12 protein-coding genes are annotated in these 15,475 nt (G+C 73.6%); 1 reads left to right on the top strand and 11 read right to left on the bottom strand.

Annotation, left to right across the window (positions count from 1 at the left end; translation table 11 throughout):
- Window positions 1-34: 34 nt before the first annotated feature.
- From FHX71_RS25600 to FHX71_RS25575, 6 genes are all read right to left on the bottom strand, one after another.
- Entirely contained in the window at window positions 35-793 is a 759-nt protein-coding gene (locus tag FHX71_RS25600; RefSeq protein WP_312877218.1) for an HAD family hydrolase, read from the bottom strand.
- Window positions 790-2,304 carry an NsdA family TPR-like regulatory protein gene (locus tag FHX71_RS25595; RefSeq protein WP_312877217.1) on the bottom strand — a complete coding sequence of 505 codons (1,515 nt, stop codon included), beginning with the start codon at window positions 2,302-2,304 and terminating at the stop codon, window positions 790-792. The genes FHX71_RS25600 and FHX71_RS25595 overlap by 4 nt, the downstream gene beginning before the upstream one ends.
- A 408-nt stretch (window positions 2,305-2,712) precedes the next feature.
- Window positions 2,713-4,143, bottom strand: a complete 1,431-nt coding sequence (locus FHX71_RS25590; RefSeq protein WP_220490486.1) for a M18 family aminopeptidase — start codon at window positions 4,141-4,143, stop codon at window positions 2,713-2,715.
- A 93-nt stretch (window positions 4,144-4,236) separates the two neighbouring features.
- Entirely contained in the window at window positions 4,237-5,937 is a 1,701-nt protein-coding gene (locus FHX71_RS25585) for a hypothetical protein (RefSeq protein ID WP_182620325.1), read from the bottom strand.
- On the bottom strand, window positions 5,937-6,551 hold the full coding sequence (locus FHX71_RS25580; RefSeq protein WP_182620324.1) for a sigma factor-like helix-turn-helix DNA-binding protein: 615 nt from the start codon (window positions 6,549-6,551) through the stop codon (window positions 5,937-5,939). The genes FHX71_RS25585 and FHX71_RS25580 overlap by 1 nt, the downstream gene beginning before the upstream one ends.
- A gap of 276 nt (window positions 6,552-6,827) precedes the next feature.
- Complete coding sequence (locus FHX71_RS25575; protein WP_182620323.1) at window positions 6,828-7,955, bottom strand: hypothetical protein; 1,128 nt, start codon at window positions 7,953-7,955, stop codon at window positions 6,828-6,830.
- Between the two features lie 116 nt (window positions 7,956-8,071).
- Here FHX71_RS25575 and FHX71_RS25570 point away from each other — a divergent pair, with 116 nt between their 5' ends.
- Entirely contained in the window at window positions 8,072-9,517 is a 1,446-nt protein-coding gene (locus tag FHX71_RS25570) for an oxygenase MpaB family protein (protein WP_246403550.1), read from the top strand.
- Between the two features lie 12 nt (window positions 9,518-9,529).
- Here the strand turns inward: FHX71_RS25570 and FHX71_RS25565 are convergent, their stop codons facing one another.
- The 5 genes from FHX71_RS25565 to FHX71_RS25545 all read right to left on the bottom strand — a co-directional run bounded on the left by FHX71_RS25565 (window position 9,530) and on the right by FHX71_RS25545 (window position 15,364).
- Entirely contained in the window at window positions 9,530-10,570 is a 1,041-nt protein-coding gene (locus FHX71_RS25565) for a hypothetical protein (protein ID WP_182620322.1), read from the bottom strand.
- Window positions 10,567-11,118: a sigma-70 family RNA polymerase sigma factor gene (locus FHX71_RS25560; RefSeq protein WP_182620321.1), complete on the bottom strand. Its 552-nt coding sequence runs from the start codon at window positions 11,116-11,118 to the stop codon at window positions 10,567-10,569. The genes FHX71_RS25565 and FHX71_RS25560 overlap by 4 nt, the downstream gene beginning before the upstream one ends.
- A 137-nt stretch (window positions 11,119-11,255) precedes the next feature.
- The gene (locus FHX71_RS25555; protein WP_182620320.1) at window positions 11,256-12,980 is read right to left on the bottom strand and encodes a hypothetical protein; all 1,725 of its coding nucleotides are present in this window, start codon (window positions 12,978-12,980) and stop codon (window positions 11,256-11,258) included.
- Window positions 12,977-13,549, bottom strand: a complete 573-nt coding sequence (locus tag FHX71_RS25550) for a sigma-70 family RNA polymerase sigma factor (RefSeq protein WP_182620319.1) — start codon at window positions 13,547-13,549, stop codon at window positions 12,977-12,979. Before FHX71_RS25550 ends, FHX71_RS25555 begins: the two co-directional genes overlap by 4 nt.
- A gap of 75 nt (window positions 13,550-13,624) precedes the next feature.
- Complete coding sequence (locus FHX71_RS25545) at window positions 13,625-15,364, bottom strand: RNA polymerase sigma factor (protein ID WP_182620318.1); 1,740 nt, start codon at window positions 15,362-15,364, stop codon at window positions 13,625-13,627.
- Window positions 15,365-15,475: the final 111 nt, after the last annotated feature.

Below are 15,475 nucleotides of genomic sequence, written 5' to 3'. Positions count from 1 at the left end.
TCGCACCCCGGATCGGGGCGCGTCGGCGGGGCACTCACGCCGTGTCGGTGAGCACCCGGATCTCCTGGATCAGCCGGCCCGAGTCCGTCAGGTCGGGCAGCACGACGTCGGCCCCCGCCTCGGCCAGCCGGTCCGCCGGCGTGGTCCCCGAGGCCACCGCGACCACGCGCGCGCCGCCCTCGAGCCCGGTGCGGACGTCCTCCAGCGAGTCCCCGACGATCACGGTGTTGCCCTTGTGGAAGGAGCCCGCGTGCCGGTCGCCCGCGCGGCGCTGGGCGACGGCCACGAGCGCGGGCCGGTGCGCGTCGTCGGACGAGTAGGCGCCGGCCGCGGCGTCGACGTACTTGTCGATGCCGAAGACGCCGAGCTTGATCCGGGCGTTCTCCTCGAGGTTGCCCGTCACGACCGTGGCCACGAGGTCGGGCTCGGCCGCGACCGCCTTGAGCGCGCCCATGGCCCCGGGGAGCACGTACCCGAGGCGGCGCACGTCGTCGGTGTGCGCCGCGAAGCGCAGCGGCACCACCTCCAGCATCCGCGGCAGCAGGGCCTCGGCCTCGTGCGCGGGGACGCCGTTGTCCGCGAGCAGCTCGCGGATCGCCAGGGGCATCGTCACGCCGGTGCCCTTGGCCGGGAGGCGTTCCGCCGGTCGTCCCACGACCTCGGCGAACGCCTCCCGGTATGCCGTCCGGTCCACCTCTCCCACGTAGACGAGCGTCCGGTCGATGTCCCAGAGCACCAGTGCCCTGGCCTCACCGGCGCGGACCTCGCCACCCGAGGTGACCGCGGTGGTCACGACGACAGTGCCGCGATCCGTTCCGTCAGGACTCGCGCTCCTACGCCGGAGCGCCGCGTCGAGCCGCCGCGCCGGAGGTCGGCGGACAGGTCCCGCAGGTGGTCGCGCAGCCGCGCCGACTGCACGGTCTCCGCGATGCTCACCGCCTCCTCGCCCGTGGCGCAGGCCGCGTCGAGGTCGCCCGCCCGGGCGTGCGCCTGGGCGGCCCGGCTGAGGAACAGCCCGTGCGTGCGGCGCTCGCCCGCGCGCTCGGCGCGGATCGCGTGCCCGAAGCTCTCGACCGCGCGCGCCGTGTTGCCGAGCGCCAGGTGCGCCGAACCGGACTGCCCGTGGATCTCGCCCTCGTTCATCCAGTACAGCCAGTGCGGGTCGTCCTCGCCGCGGCCGCGGGCACACAGCTCCGAGGCTTCCCCGAGGGCGCGGCGCGCGGCCTCGCCCTCGCCGGCGGCCGCGTGGCCGCGGGCCTGCCGGGTCAGGAGCGTCGCGGAGAGGTGCGGCGCGTCCAGGCGGGCGATCCGACGTCGGCCCGCCTCCGCGGCGCGGACCGCGTCGCGCGGGTCGCCGCTGGAGTAGCCGTGGATGGCGAGGTAGGACAGCGCGCCCGCGCCGAGCCGGTCGTCGGCCGCCGCGTGCGCGGCGCGCAGCCCGGCGAGCATGTAGGCGCGTGCCGAGTCCGTCCGACCCGCGTCGAATGCGAACCAGCCGGCCTGCGTGGCGGTGTCCGCGGCGACGGCGGCGAGCAGCCGGCCCGTGACCTCGTCGTAGGTGCTGCGCTCCAGGATGCGGACCACCAGGGCGAGGTGGGCGCGGGCCAGGTCGGCCACCGCCCCGCTGCCCGAGCCCTTGTCCATGACCCGCAGCTCGTCCAGCGTGCCCTGCAGGTGCCCGCAGAGCTCGAGCGACACCCTCGTGCCGACCGTGGCCCGGCGCAGCGGCTCGGCCTGCTCGGCGTCCCAGCGCTGGATCATCGAGTTCAGCGCGATGCCCGACGCCGGGCGCGGGGTGTCCGTCCCGGCGGCGTCGGCCATCGCCGTGGCCGACACGGGGCCGTTCGCGTCCGAGGGCAGCCAGTCCGCCGTGCTGTCGGCGACGTGCGCCAGGCGGAGCGCGGTGAGCATGCGGTCCGCGGTCCACGGCAGCGTGGGGTCGGGCGCCGTCGGCGTCACCTGCACCGGCGCGCTGCTGACCTGGCCGGACGTCGTGGTCCGGGCGGGCTCGGCGGCGTCGGGCAGCGGGCTGATGCCCGGCAGCGGGAGTCGCACCAGGTCCGGCGGCGTGCCCAGCCCCGTGAGGAACTGGACGACGCGCGAGACGTCGGTGAGGCGGCGGTCGCCGCACTCCAGCATCGACAGGTAGGACTGGCTGAGCCCGGTCAGGGCTGCCACGTCCTCCTGCCGGAGCGGGACGAGCTGCCGCACCATGCGGCTGACCTGACCGAAGTCCCAGTCGGCCAGCGCCGAGCGGACGGCATCGTCCTGCCAGACCCGCGACGGGACGCTGGGCAGCGACACCACGGGGACTGACTCGGTGCGCCGGCAGGCGGCGCAACGCGCTTCGGAGTTGTAGCGGCTGAGGACACAGCCGCATCGAGCACAGGTGCGTACGGTTGCACGAGGCACAGGGGGCTCCTGATGGTCCGGCATTTCTCTTTTGCCGAGTTCACGGCTCTGGATGACCACAGTGGTATCACCCCCACGAGGTCCATGCATCCGGACGGTACTAGGTATTTTTCTCCAGACCGACCGAGGGTGAGGATCAGACGTTTTCGCAGGTCAGGCTGATTCTTTCTTGGACAATCGTCCAAGTCATGTCCGCATTGCGTCAAATGTATACCCGGACAGAACCAACGGAAACATGCAAAAGCGCAGGTCGCTCCGATCAACCGCGCTTCTCGCCCTGTTCCGGGACGATTCGGCTTTTCACCCCCGCAGGACGGCGCTCATCGCGCGCGAGAGGTACCAGGGATCGACCACCGCGGTGAGCTCACGGGCCGAGTGCATCGACAAAATTGGCACTCCGACGTCGACAGTGCGAATGCCCAGACGCGTCGCCGAGATCGGTCCGATCGTCGATCCGCACGGGACCACGTTGCTGGAGACGAACTCCTGCGTGGGCACCCCCGCGTCCCGGCACGCCGCGTTCCAGGCGGCCGCCCCGTGGGCGTCCGTGGCGTAGCGCTGGTTCGCGTTGATCTTCAGGATCGGGCCGCCGCCCGCGACCGGGTGGTTGGCCGGGTCGTGCCGCTCCGGGTAGTTCGGGTGCACCGCGTGCCCGACGTCGGACGACACGTGCAGCGACGCCGCGAACGCGCGGGACCGCTCCTCCGCCGTCGCGCCCAGGGCCGTCGAGATGCGGACCAGCACCTCCTCCAGGAACGGGCCCGCGGCGCCGGAGCGGGAGGCGCTGCCGATCTCCTCGTGGTCGAAGGCGGCGAACATCTCGATGCCGGTCGAGCTCTCGCTGGTCGAGCTTGTCGAGACCCCGGTTTCGACAGGCTCAACCCCCGTGGCGGCGCGGCCGAGCAGCGCCGTCAGGCCCGCGTGCGTGGAGAGCAGGTTGTCGAGTCGCGCGGACGCGAAGAGGGCCTGGCCGGCGCCGAACGCCCGGGCCGGCTGCGTCTCCGCGAGCACCACGTCGTACCCGCCGATCTCGGCGGGGTCCACGCCGGCGTCCGCGGCGAGCGCCGCCAGCACGTCGGCGCTCTGCGCGTCGCCGAGGCCCCAGACGGGCTGGGTGTGCCGCTGCTTGTCCAGGGCGAGGCCGTTGTCGTTCACGCCGCGGTCCAGGTGGATGGCGAGCTGCGGGATGCGCAGCATCGGCCCGGTGCGGACCAGGTGCTCGGTGCCGTCGTGCGTGACGATGCGGCCGGCCAGCTCCAGCTCGCGGTCGAGCCAGGAGTTGAGCAGCGGCCCGCCGTACACCTCGACCCCGACCTGCCACCAGCCGCCCGCGCCGCGCGTGGTCGGCTTCGGCTTGAGCTTGAAGCCGGTGGAGTCGGTGTGGGCGCCCACGATGGTGAAGGGGGTGGTGGGGCCGGCGGCGTCGGGCACGGTGAAGGCGATGACCGAGCCGTCGCGGACGACGACGTAGCGCCCACCGCGGGTCACGCCCCAGGCGGCGTCCTCGGCGAGGAGCGTGAAGCCGGCCGCCTGCGCGCGCCGGGCCACCTCCGCGGCCGCGTGGTACGACGACGGCGACGCCGCGACGAACGCGCCCAGGTCCTCGGCGTGGGCGCGAGCCTCCTGCGGGACGACGGCGGGCTGGACGGGTGCGATCTCGGCTGATCCGGACTCGGCTGATCCGGACTGTGCTGCTCCGGACTGGGCGGTGGTGAGGTTCTGGTCCGTCATCCGGCCATTATCTCCGCCGCCGCCCGTCCCCCGACCTACGTGTCAGACGCTCAGGTCCCCCGAGGGACCTGAGCGTCTGACACGTCCGCTGGGCTACTCGCCCGCGGTGTAGGACTGCCAGGTCATGTCCGTGCCGATGGCGATCCGTGGCCCCTGGTAGCCGTGCGCCCGCTGGGCCTCGGCCTCCTCGGCCGTGAGCAGGCCCGCGGCCACCACCTCGTCCCAGGCCTCCTCCGAGTCGCGGAACTCCTCGGTCGCGACCCGGGGCCAGACGACCGTCTCGTCGCCCGTGACGTCGCCTGCCACGTCGCCGACGATCTCGCCGCGGGTGTCGGACAACAGGGCGGCGATCATCAGGTAGTGGTCGGTGCCGGGCTCGGGCAGGGCGAAGACCTGCTCCGGGGTCCCGCTGCCGGGCATGAGCTCCGTCCCCGAGTCCTCCGCCAACGCGATCAGCGCCTCGGAGTCGCAGTCCATGGCAGCCAGCACGATGTTCGCGGCGGCCGTCGCGACGTCCCCCGTCGGGAAGCCGTCCAGGTCGAACTTCGGCTCGAACCCGGTCGCCGAGCACTCGGGACCGCCGCTCCGGCTCAGCGGTGGCCCCGCCGAGTCGAGGGACACCCAGAGCCGGGAGACTCCGTCGGGCACGTCCTTCAGGCGGATGTCGACGACCTCTCCGCCCTCGGCGCCGGGCAGGACCCCGACCTCGGTCCCTGCCTCCTCCCCGTCGCAGGAGACGCCCATGCCCCCGACCACCTCCCCTGTGGAGGGCAGCACCAGCTCGATCTGCGGCCCGACCTCCGGGTCCCCGCCCACGCACTGGGCGAACACCGCCATCGGCACGTCCGACAGGGGCTCCAGCTGCGTCATCTCGGCGGTGACCAGGTCCGTGGTGCGGTCCAGCGTCAACAGCGAGACATGGCCCTGGACCGGTACCGGGAACCCGAAGAGCGGCTCGTCGTCCCGTGCTGCGCCCGGGCCGTGCGCGCCGTCGGCGTCGAGGCGGACCGGCACCGGCTCGCTCACCGCCGTCGCCCGCTCGCCCGGACCGGCCTCCGGGAAGGCCACCGCCCGCACCTCGTAGTCGCCGTCGGGCAGGGGTGTCCCGAAGGTGTCCCGCGACCCGGGCTCGGCCGGCACACAGGTCGATGCCGGTCCTCCGGCGGCGGCGACGTCCCCGTCGCTGCCGCCGAGCAGCGGCCCGGACTGCGCGCCCGGCGCGTCGAAAACGTCCGGCCCCAGGTCGACCACCACACCGTCCTGGCTCCACACGAGCACCGGGGCCACGTCCAGGGACCCGTCGCCCTCCTCGACCGTGGCCGCCATGCCCCAGGACGTCGACGGTCCGCCGCCGAGATCCGTCGTCCGGGCGTAGATGTCACCGGCCGGGGCCACGGACCAGCCCTGCGCCGTGGACGTCAGGTCGTCCACCGGCATGCCGCACGTCAGGTCGCTCCACTCCAGCCAGGGCGGCTGGTAGCCGTCCTGGACCTGGAACGCCGGCGCGGGTGCCGGGGAACCGGGCAACACCTCGGCCTGGTCCGGCGGCGCGAGCTGGCCGGCGCCGAGCGCCACCGCCGCCGCGAGCGCCAGCGCGCCCCCGCCGAGCCCGCCCAGCTTCGCGCCCCGGCGCCTCCGCACCCGCCGACCCATGGCCGACGTCGCCGCGGCCGGGCCGGTGGGCGACGCCGGGTCGACGCCGCCCGCCATCGCGCCGAGGGTCTGCGCCAGGAGGTCCGTGCCCTCGGGGTCCACCCAGCCGTGGTTCTGGTCCCTGCCGTCGTGCTGGTTCATCACCGCTTCCCTTCCGTCGTCGCGTCCACTGGTTCGAGCACGTCGCGCAGCGTGCGCAGGGCGTCGTGCAGATAGCGCTTGACCGTGCCCGGCGCGGTCCCCATCGAGTCGGCGACCTGCGCGATCGTCTGGTCCTCGAAGTACCGCAGCACCACGCACGCGCGCTGCCTCGGCGGGAGCCGGGTCAGCGCGTGCACGACGTCGGCCCGGGCCGTGACGCCCGAGTCGGGGAACCGGACGTCCTCCACGGCAACCCGCGGGGCGATGTCGGCCCACTTCTTGCTGCGCCGCCAGCCGTCCAGGTACAGGTTCAGCACCGTGCGGCGCACGTACGCCTCGGGGTGGCGGGCGCTCCGGCCGCTGTCCAGGTCCCCGGTCCCGTTCCCTGTGCCGGCCCCGTCGAGGGGCACCGTGCGCATGCCCGACGTCGCGCGGCCGCGCCGCCCGCCCGGCCCCGACCCGCCCGGCCGGACCAGGCGCGAGCAGTACCTGACCAGCGCCTCCTGCACCAGGTCCTCGGCCTGCCGCACGTCGCCGCACAGCGTGTACGCGTACCCGACGAGCGCGCCGCCACGTTCGGTGGCGAGCCTCTCCAGGTCTTCGTGCCAGCCCATTGCCGGCTCCTTCCTGCCGTCCTGACCGTGTCGACGAACCAGGCCGCCAGGAGGTTGTGCGGGTTCGGGAACCGATTCTCGTACGGGTCTCGACAAGCTCGACCAGCGGGGGCAGCTCCACCAGCGCGGGCAGGGCCCGGTGGTCGAGCTTGTCGAGACCCTGCCGAGCCCGGACACGGGTCGAGCCTGCCGGGACCAGGGGTCTCGACAGGCTCGACCTGCGGGGTGGGGTCGACCGGCGGGGGCCGGGTCGACCAGCGGTGTGGTCCGGTCGGGTCAGCTCGCCACGGAGGCGGGGACCAGACGCGCGTACGCCAGCGCGACGCCGTCCGGCACGTCGGTCAGCTTGATGCCTACCGGCTCGCCCGGGACGTCCGGGGCCTGGTAGCCCCAGGTGCCGTCGGTACGGTCGTGCCCGTCGCACGCGATCTCGCCGGTGACGTCGCCCCACGCGCCGGACAGCTCGTAGGTGATGCTGTCGTCCGGGTCGGCCGAGGTGCAGCGCGCCTGGACCACGTAGCCCTCACCCTCGGTGAGGTCCTGCTCCGGCCAGACGGCGCGGTAGGTGTCGTGGCGCTCCCACGTCCCGGTGCGGTCGACCACCACGCTGCCGAACCCGCGGTCCGGCAGCAGCGTCTGGTCGGGGTCGCCCGGCAGCTCGAACGGCACCGGTGCCTCCTGGCCGCCCTTGGCCCACTGCGGCTCGCCGTCCACGACGGTCGCCGGCCGCGGCTCGCCCGCCACCAGGGTGTCCGTCGAGTACTCGACGGTCATCGGGTAGACCGTGTACTCGCCGTCGGCGAGCCACTGCTCCGCGCCCTCGGCGCAGCTCGACGTGCGGTCCTCCTGCGCCGTCGGGACGCCGTCCTCGTGCGCCAGGTACATCGGGTACTCCTCCCAGCCGCCCAGGTCGACGACCGTCCCGTCCTGCGCCACCCAGACGAACGTGGGCGAGTTGAGGTCGTTCTCCGAGACGTCGTCCCCGGCGGCGTCGGCCGCCCGCAGCGCCAACGAGTCGTAGCTCGACCACTCCTCCTCGTAGTACACCGAGTCCGTGGTCAGGTCCCCGGTGGCCGCCAGCACGACGTCGTCGGAGAAGCTCAGGTCGGCGACGTTCGCGCCGCACCGCAGCGGGGTCCCCGCCAGCAGGTCCGGCTGCGGGACGTCGCGCAGCGCGACGTCCTGCTGCGTGACGTCCATCGCCACCGGCTCGTAGGTGGGCAGCGGCGAGGCCAGGCCCGGCGTCGCGAGCTGCGTGGCCCCCAGGACGAGCGCTCCGGCCGCGACGACCGCGCCGCCGCCGACGCCGGCCAGCCGCGCCGTCCGTCCGCGCCGCGCCCGCCGCGACCGGTCCGTCGCCCGGTTCGCGAGGTCGTGGTCCGTGCGGTTTCCTTCGTGGCTCATGGTCCGTCTCCCCGTGGTGGGTTGTTTTGCTTTTCACCCCTTGTGACGCCGGGGACCGCGAAAGGGTTGGGGTCGGATTCCTGGTCCGCGGAAGTTCGCCGGGTGAGGATGAGGTCATGGGCAAACCTGTGGACAACCCTGTGGACGACGTCGGCGTCCCCGCCGCGACCTACCCGCGGCGGTTCCGCAGCGCCGAGGCACGCGGGACGCGGATCGGCCGCCCGCTGCGCGTGCTCGGCCGGGTCCGCGGGGTGGACGAGGCGCTCCTGGACCGGATCGGCCGCGCCTTCTCCGAGCAGGACGACGCCGCCGCGGCGCTCGCCGCCGCCATGCGTCTCCCGTCCGGCGACCCGGACCGGGTCACGCACGCGATGCTGCGGACGGCGCTCGCGGCCCCGGACCCTGCACCGGCGCCTCGCCCTGGCGGCAGCGAGTTCGGCACCTTGCCCGACGGCGAAAATGAGCTCGGTCCCTTGCGTCGAGACCGGTCCATCGACCGACCGGTCTCGATGCAACCGACCGAGCTCATTTCCGGGCACCAGGAGGGTGCCGAGCTCGGGGGCGGCCAGGGGTGGCCGCCCGTGCTACGGGAGTTCCTCAAGGAGGTCACCGCCGTGCCCGGGTGGGTCGACTGGGACCTCGTCGAGCAGGGTGCCGCGGTGCAGCGGCGGCTCGGGCAGAACGCCGCCGACGTGCTGCTCCAGCTCTCGCTCGTCGGCGGGTACCGGTTCGGCGGGCCGACGGACCTGCTCGTGGCCACCGGCGCCCTGACCAGCGGCACCCTGCGCCGGCTCGCCGAGACGCAGGAGTGGACCGTGGGGCTGACGGAGCCCGGCGCGCTGCGCCCCTACGGCCCCGCGTGGCGGGCCACCGTCCACGTCCGGGTGATGCACGCGCTGGTCGCGGCGTCGTTCACCGAACCGCCGGGCAGCCAGAGCCGGGACACGACCCGCTGGGACACCGCACGCTGGGGCCTGCCGATCAACCAGGCGGACCAGGCGGCGACGCTCGGCCTGTTCGACGGCACGCTGATCCTGGGGTGCCGCGCGCTGGGGGTGCCTGTCCCGCCGTCGGACAGCCGGGCCCTGATGCACCTGTGGAAGTGGGTGGGGCACCTGATGGGTGTGCACCCCGACTTCCTGGTCGACGACGAGTGGGCGCGGCACCGTCTCAACCACCACGTGCTGCTCGCGCAGGCCGGGGTCTCGGAGGCCGGTCCGCGGCTGGCCCGGGCGGTGGTCGCCGCCCAGGCCGAGCGGACGTATCCCGGACCGGCGTGGGGGCAGCCGTGGCGGGCCCGGTTCGAGCGGGAACGGCTGCTGTCGATGCTCACGGCGTTCCTCGGGGTGCGCAGCATGCGCGACCTCGGTCTGCCGCTGCGCCCGCCGTGGGCCCACGCGTACCTGCTGCCGCTGAACACGTGGAGGTACCGCGTGCTCGGGCGCTCCCGGCGGGGCCGGGAGCGCCTCGAGCAGTGGGGCCGACGGCGGAGCGCCGCCATCCTCGCGAGCTACCACCCGCTCCACGACGTGTCAGACGCTCAGGTCACTCCCGTGACCTGAGCGTCTGACACCTCAGGGGTAGGTGACCGGGTAGGGGTCGCTGTAGGCGAACTGGAAGGAGTCCGGTTCGCCGCGCAGGCTGTACGGGGCGACGAACACGATCTCGTACTCGCCCGCCGGAAGGGGGGTGAGGTAGTCGGTCGTGAAGAACTGGTCGTCGTACACCTGCTCACCGCACGTCGAGAAGTCCTCCAGCCCGACGGCGTAGGCGTCCCCGAGCTCCCACGTCTGACCGGGGGTGACCGGCTCGTAGGTGTCGTCGGGTCCGTCGACCACGGTCTGCTCGTCCTGCGCCCAGAAACCGCCGTCCGACGGGCCGTCACTGGAGCTGACCATGCGCCCGTCCTGGAACAGGAGGTACTCGGGGGGCCGGCCGCTGGCGAGCTCGTGCGACTCCCCCGCCACCTCGGTGATGGTGAAGCCCGAGACCTGCCGGTCGGCGGGCGCGTCGTTCGCCTGGACCGTGAACCGGACCGGGTCGGCCGGCAGGTCCTCGATCGCCATGCCGCACGCGATCGGCCGGCCGAGGTCCCATGCCGCGTACCCCTCGTCGAAGGGCTCGAACGGCGGCCACGCGCCCGCCGCCGTGCCCGATCCCGTCGCCTCGCCCGTGGACGACGCGCTCGGGTCCGGCGTCGGCTCCCCGACGGGGACGTCCGACGGGCTGGGCGAGGGCGACGGGCTGGCCGTGGTGCCCTGTGACACCCGGGTCGTCGGGACCTCCGAGGGCATCGGGCCCGAGTCGGTGGCGTGCACGGTGGGCCGGCCGGGCAGCGGCTCGGACCGGGTCCAGGTCGAGGCCTGCGCCGCGCTGAAGGCGAGCGTGCCGATCACGACGGCAGTACCCACGCCGACCGCACCGGCCTTGGCGATGCGCCACGTGCGCACCCTGCGCCGCAGGCGGCCCAGGTTCTCCTCCGGCCCGCTCGGTACGCCCGGGGACGTAGCGCCGTCGACCAGGGCGCCGATGGTCTGCTTCAGGACGTCGCGGCCGGGACCGAGGCCGTCGCCGGGGCCGAGGTCGTCGAACCCGAGGTCGTCGTGCCCGCTCATCGGAGCTCTCCTTCCGGCACGAGCACGCCACGCAGGGCGTGGATGCCGTCGGCCAGGTGTCGCTTGATCGTGCCCTGCGCGATGCCGAGCGTGGCGGCGATCTGGGGCACGGTCATGTCGTCGTAGTAACGGAGCACCACGCAGGCGCGCTGGCGCGGGCTCAGGCCGCGCAGCGCGACCGTGACGTCGGCGCGGGCGGTGATGTCCGACGCCGGTGCCTTGACCCGGTCCTCGACCGCGACCTTGGGCTGGGCCTTGCGCCAGAGCGCGAAGCGGCGGGTCTCGTCAAGGTAGAGGTTGAGCATCGTCCGGCGCACGTACGCCTCGATGCCCGCGTGGTTCCCGGCGTCGTTCAGCGGGAACTCGGTACGCCCCTCGGTACCGGCGGCCTCCGGGCGGCGGAACCGCCGGAAGACGCGGACCAGGGCGTCCTGCACGAGGTCCTCCGCCTTGCGTACGTCGCCCGTCAGCGCGTACCCGTATCCCACGAGTGCGCGTCCCCGGGCGGTCACGAGCTCCGTGAGCTCGTCATCCCACCGTGTGGTCATCACGCACCCTCGTCCCCGCGACGGATCGCTTGCTGGTCATGTGCCTGCTCCTCACCCTGCGGGCCCCTGTGCCCCGCTCGGTCTGAAACACGAGCGGGGCACGGGATCCGATGGGGTGAAGAAACCACCCGGTGCCGTCACGGGGTGGCGGAGTAGTACCGCCAGTTGCCGGCGTCGTCGATCGCGATCCCCATCCCCGTGTAACCGAACGTCTCGTCGGCACGCTGGGCGTCGGCCTCACCCTGCGTGAGCAGGCCGGCCTCCACCGCCTCGTCCCAGGCCTCGTCCGAGTCGCGGAACTCCTCGGTCGCGACCCGCGGCCAGACGACCGTCCCGTCCCCGCGGTCGGCCCCCACCGTACCGGCGAGGAGCCCGGCCACCGTCAGGTAGTGCAGCGCGTCGTCCTCGGGCAGGGCGAAGACCTCCTCGGCAGGCTGGGCGGGGACCAGCAGCTCCGTGGGGTACTGAGTCGCCAGCTCGACGAGCCGGTCCTGGTCGCAGGCCAGCGCTGCGTCCAGGACGGCCTGCGCCGTGGCCCCGGCGGCCGCACTCGGCGAGCTCGGCGGGTCGTGGGGCAGGTCGAGGCCGTCCGCAGAGCAGGCGCCGGCGGCGTCGGCCCCGCCCCCGCCGCCGCTGCTGCCGTCGGCGTTCGGGGCGAGCGTCGCCCAGAACCGGGAGACGCCGTCGGGCACGCTCGCCAGCCGGAGGTCCACGACCTCCTCGCTGCCGCCGCCGACCACCTCGTCCGACACGAACCGCTCACCGTCGCAGGGCACGTCGAAGGTCGCGAACGACTCGTCGGTGGACGGCTGCACCACCTCGATCGACACCACGTCCGCCGGGTCGGTGCTCTCGCACTCCGCGGTGATCACGGGCGTTCCGGTCGTCACGTACCCGAACTGCGTCTCCTGCGCGGACACCCAGCTCGTGCTGCGGTCCAGCACCATCCGGGTGAGCTCGCCCTCGGCGCGCTCCGGCGGCTCGATGGTCGCGTCGCCACCGCGCGTGCCGGTGGGGCTGTGCGCGCCGTCGGCGTCGAGGCGGACGGCGACCGGCTCGCTCACCGCCGTCGCCCAGTCACCCGAGTCGAGCTGCGGGAAGGCGACCACCCGCACCTCGTAGTCGCCCTCGGGCAGCGAGGTCTGGAAGGTGTCCCTGGTCTCGGTCTCGGTGGGCGCGCACGACGTGAGCGCACTGTCCTGCGCCTCGGTCGCGTTGCCGGCGGAACCCACCAGCGGCTCGCGCAGCGTGGATCCGTCGAAGACGTTCGGCCCCAGGTCCACCACCACGCCGTCCTGGCTCCAGACCAGCACCGGCGGGACGTCGACCGACCCCTCGGTCCCCTCGACGGACGCTGCCATGCCCAGGCTCGTCGAGGGCTCTCCGCCCAGCTCCGAGGTCACGGAGTAGATGTCGCCGATCGACGTCGCGGACCAGGTGTCCGTCGTCGACCCCAGGTCGTCGACGGGCATGCCGCACGACAGACCGACGCCGAGGCCGTCGATCCACGACGGCACGTACCCGTCCTGGATCACGCTCGTCGCGGGCGGTCCCGACGGCGACGGGTCCGCGGACCGGTTCGGAGCGACGTTCTCGGTCGGCGACCCGGGCAGCACCGGTTCGCTGTTCCACACGGGCGACTGCGTGACGCCGAAGGCGAGCACGCCCGCCACCGCCAGGCTCGCGCCGGCGAGGCTGCCGACCTTCACGGCACGACGCCGCCGCACGCGGTCGCGCACCACTCCGAACGAGACGTGCAAGTCGTTCACCTCCCCACCGGGCATCGCGTCGGCAGCACCATGGAGCGCGCCGCTCAGGAAGTCGTTCTGGTCGGATCGGTCGTTCAGGTCGTCGTGGCTCATCGGGCGGCCCTCCCTTCGGCGGGTCGGAAGTCGTCGGGGCGCAGGATCTCCTGCAGGTTCTTGGTCGCGTCGGACAGGTACCGCTTGACCGTGCCCTGGGCGGTGCCCAGGGCGTCGGCGATCTGCGGCACCGTCATGTCCTCGAAGTAGCGCAGCACCACGCAGGCGCGCTCCCGGGCACCGAGCTTCGCGAGCGCCGTCATCACGTCGACCCGGGCCGACGCCGCCTGGTCGGCGCCGCGCGTGCTCGGGTCCTCGGCGAGCAGGTGCTTGATGCCGGACCAGCGCTGGCGCTTGCGGTAGCCGTCCAGGTAGATGGTCAGCACCGCGCGCCGCACGTAGCCCTCGATGTTGGTGAACGGGGAGTCGAGGTCGTGCGCCCTGCTCCCCGCCGACACACCCACCCCGCCCCGGCCGGGGCGGCGCAACCGCGAGTAGACCTTCACCAGTGCGTCCTGGACCAGGTCCTCCGCGAGGGCGCGGTCGCCGGAGAGCATGTAGGCGTAGCGGACCAGCGCGCTCCCGCGCGTCCTCATGAGCTCATCGAGCTCGGTCTCCCATCCCGCCATGGCCACCTCCCCGGTGCGTGTGTGCTGTCATCGTCTCCACACACCCCATGACGCGCACCGGGGAGGAATCGTTGGTCACTCCTGCACGAGGTAGTCGGGGAACGCCTCGACGCCCAGGTACTGCGGTTCGCCGTCCGACCCGGGGTCGAGCTCGGTGAGCGCGAACAGGTCGTAGTTGCCGTCGGGCAGGCCGGCCTCGGGATCGGTGAGGCAGGTCAGGTCCGGCTCGACGGGGACGACGACGGAGGTGTCGCCCTTGGGGTCCACCCGGAGGTCCTCCGTGGGCTCGGACCAGATGTCCTGACCGATCCCGACCACTCGTCCCGCGCTGAGCCAGACCAGCGTGATCGGCGTACGGGTGGTGTCGACGGCCTTGCCGGCGGTCTCGGTGAACGTGATCGTCAGCTCGCGGGGCGCGAGGTAGTGGTCGTCGGCGTCCGCCGACAGGGACAGGCCCGCCCGCTCCCACGGCACGTGCGGTCCGGCCGGGACGGCCGCCGCGCTGGCTCCGCACGCCAGGTCCGTGTCCTCGAGCCACGCCGGCTGGTAGCCGTCGCGGATGTCGACGCTCAGCGACTCACGGTCCGGCATGTCGACCGCCGGGACGTCCATCGTGACGGGCTCGCTGACGGCCATCCCGCCCGTCCCGTCGAGGTCGCTCCACGGCATGACCGCATAGACGTCGTACCGGCCGGCCGGCCGCTCGTCCAGGAAGGTCTCGGAGGTCATGCCGGTCGTCCAGTCGCCGCACGCCGTCACCGCGGTGGCCTGGGCGACGTCGTCCTTGGACCTTCCGGCGTCCGGCAGCACGTACCCGCCCTCGTGCCAGCCCGGCCCCAGGTCGACGACCTGGCCGTTCTGCGCGAACACCAGCATGGGATAGCCGCCGTCGAGCGCCGGTCCCTCGGCGTCGGTGCGGGTGATGCGGACCGGGGCGGTGAGGCCGCGGTCGTCGGGCTCCAGGCCGCCCGTCAGCTCCAGCTCCACCGTGTCCGACGTCGACGTCAGCTCCGTGACCTCCATGCCGCACTGGTACTTGGGGCCGTGCTCGCTCCACTGCATCGGCACCTGGCCGCCGGCCTGCGCGTCCGGGTTCTGCGTGGCCGGGACCACCGGCTCGGACAGGAGCCGCGACGGCCCCCACAGCGCCGCCATCGCCAGCAGGCCCGCCAGCACCAGCGAGGCGCCGCTCAGCGCGCCCACCTTCACCGCACGACGTCGGCGGACCATGCCGGACACGGCGTCGAGCCGCTCGTCCAGCGCCGTGTCCATCTCCGGGACGGAGATCTCCGCGAGCGAGCCGCGCAGCACCTCCATCGCGTTGGACAGGTGCCGCTTGATGGTGCCCGGGCTCGTGCCGAGGGTCTGGGCGATCTGCGGCACCGTCATGTCCTCGAAGAACCGCAGCACCACCGACTCGCGCTGCCGCGGGGAGAGCTTGGCGAGCGCCACGCCGACGTCGACCCGGGCCGTCGCGACGCGCTCCGCCGCGGGCGCACGGTCCTCGTCGGCCAGCAGGTGCTTGATGCCCGTCCAGCTCGTCTGGCGCCGGTAGCCGTCCAGGTAGATGGTCAGCATCGCCCGGCGCACGTACGCCTCCGCGTTGGTCAGCCGGGGCTGGTCCAGGTCCACGACCTGCCCGCCGTCGTCGGACATGCCGCGCGGACGCCGCAGGCGTGAGAACACCTTGACGAGCGCGTCCTGCACCAGGTCCTCGGCCTGCCCGCGGTCCCGGCACAGCGTGTACCCGTACCCCACCAGCGCGCGGCCCCGCCGCGCCATGAGCTCCTCGAGCTCGTTCTCCCACTGCGCCATCGGTGACGCCCCCTTTCCCTCTCATCCACTCCGACGGACGGGAGGGGCAGAACGATGATGCCGGGGGCGTAAGTTCTCGGCGAGCCCGGTCGCCGTCGAGCTGGTGCGCAG

The sequence above is a fragment of the Promicromonospora sukumoe genome (assembly GCF_014137995.1).
Lineage (GTDB): Bacteria > Actinomycetota > Actinomycetes > Actinomycetales > Cellulomonadaceae > Promicromonospora > Promicromonospora sukumoe.
Note: the sequence above shows the minus strand (reverse complement) of the source record. Positions and strands in the feature narration are given on the sequence as shown.

Coding starts and splice junctions, on each gene's coding strand:
- FHX71_RS25560 (WP_182620321.1), bottom strand. CDS start 11,118: ATGACCACACGGTGGGATGACGAGCTCACGGAGCTCGTGACCGCCCGG.
- FHX71_RS25550 (WP_182620319.1), bottom strand. CDS start 13,549: ATGGCGGGATGGGAGACCGAGCTCGATGAGCTCATGAGGACGCGCGGG.
- FHX71_RS25575 (WP_182620323.1), bottom strand. CDS start 7,955: ATGAGCCACGAAGGAAACCGCACGGACCACGACCTCGCGAACCGGGCG.
- FHX71_RS25585 (WP_182620325.1), bottom strand. CDS start 5,937: ATGAACCAGCACGACGGCAGGGACCAGAACCACGGCTGGGTGGACCCC.
- FHX71_RS25590 (WP_220490486.1), bottom strand. CDS start 4,143: ATGACGGACCAGAACCTCACCACCGCCCAGTCCGGAGCAGCACAGTCC.
- FHX71_RS25565 (WP_182620322.1), bottom strand. CDS start 10,570: ATGAGCGGGCACGACGACCTCGGGTTCGACGACCTCGGCCCCGGCGAC.
- FHX71_RS25545 (WP_182620318.1), bottom strand. CDS start 15,364: ATGGCGCAGTGGGAGAACGAGCTCGAGGAGCTCATGGCGCGGCGGGGC.
- FHX71_RS25555 (WP_182620320.1), bottom strand. CDS start 12,980: ATGAGCCACGACGACCTGAACGACCGATCCGACCAGAACGACTTCCTG.
- FHX71_RS25570 (WP_246403550.1), top strand. CDS start 8,072: ATGGGCAAACCTGTGGACAACCCTGTGGACGACGTCGGCGTCCCCGCC.
- FHX71_RS25580 (WP_182620324.1), bottom strand. CDS start 6,551: ATGGGCTGGCACGAAGACCTGGAGAGGCTCGCCACCGAACGTGGCGGC.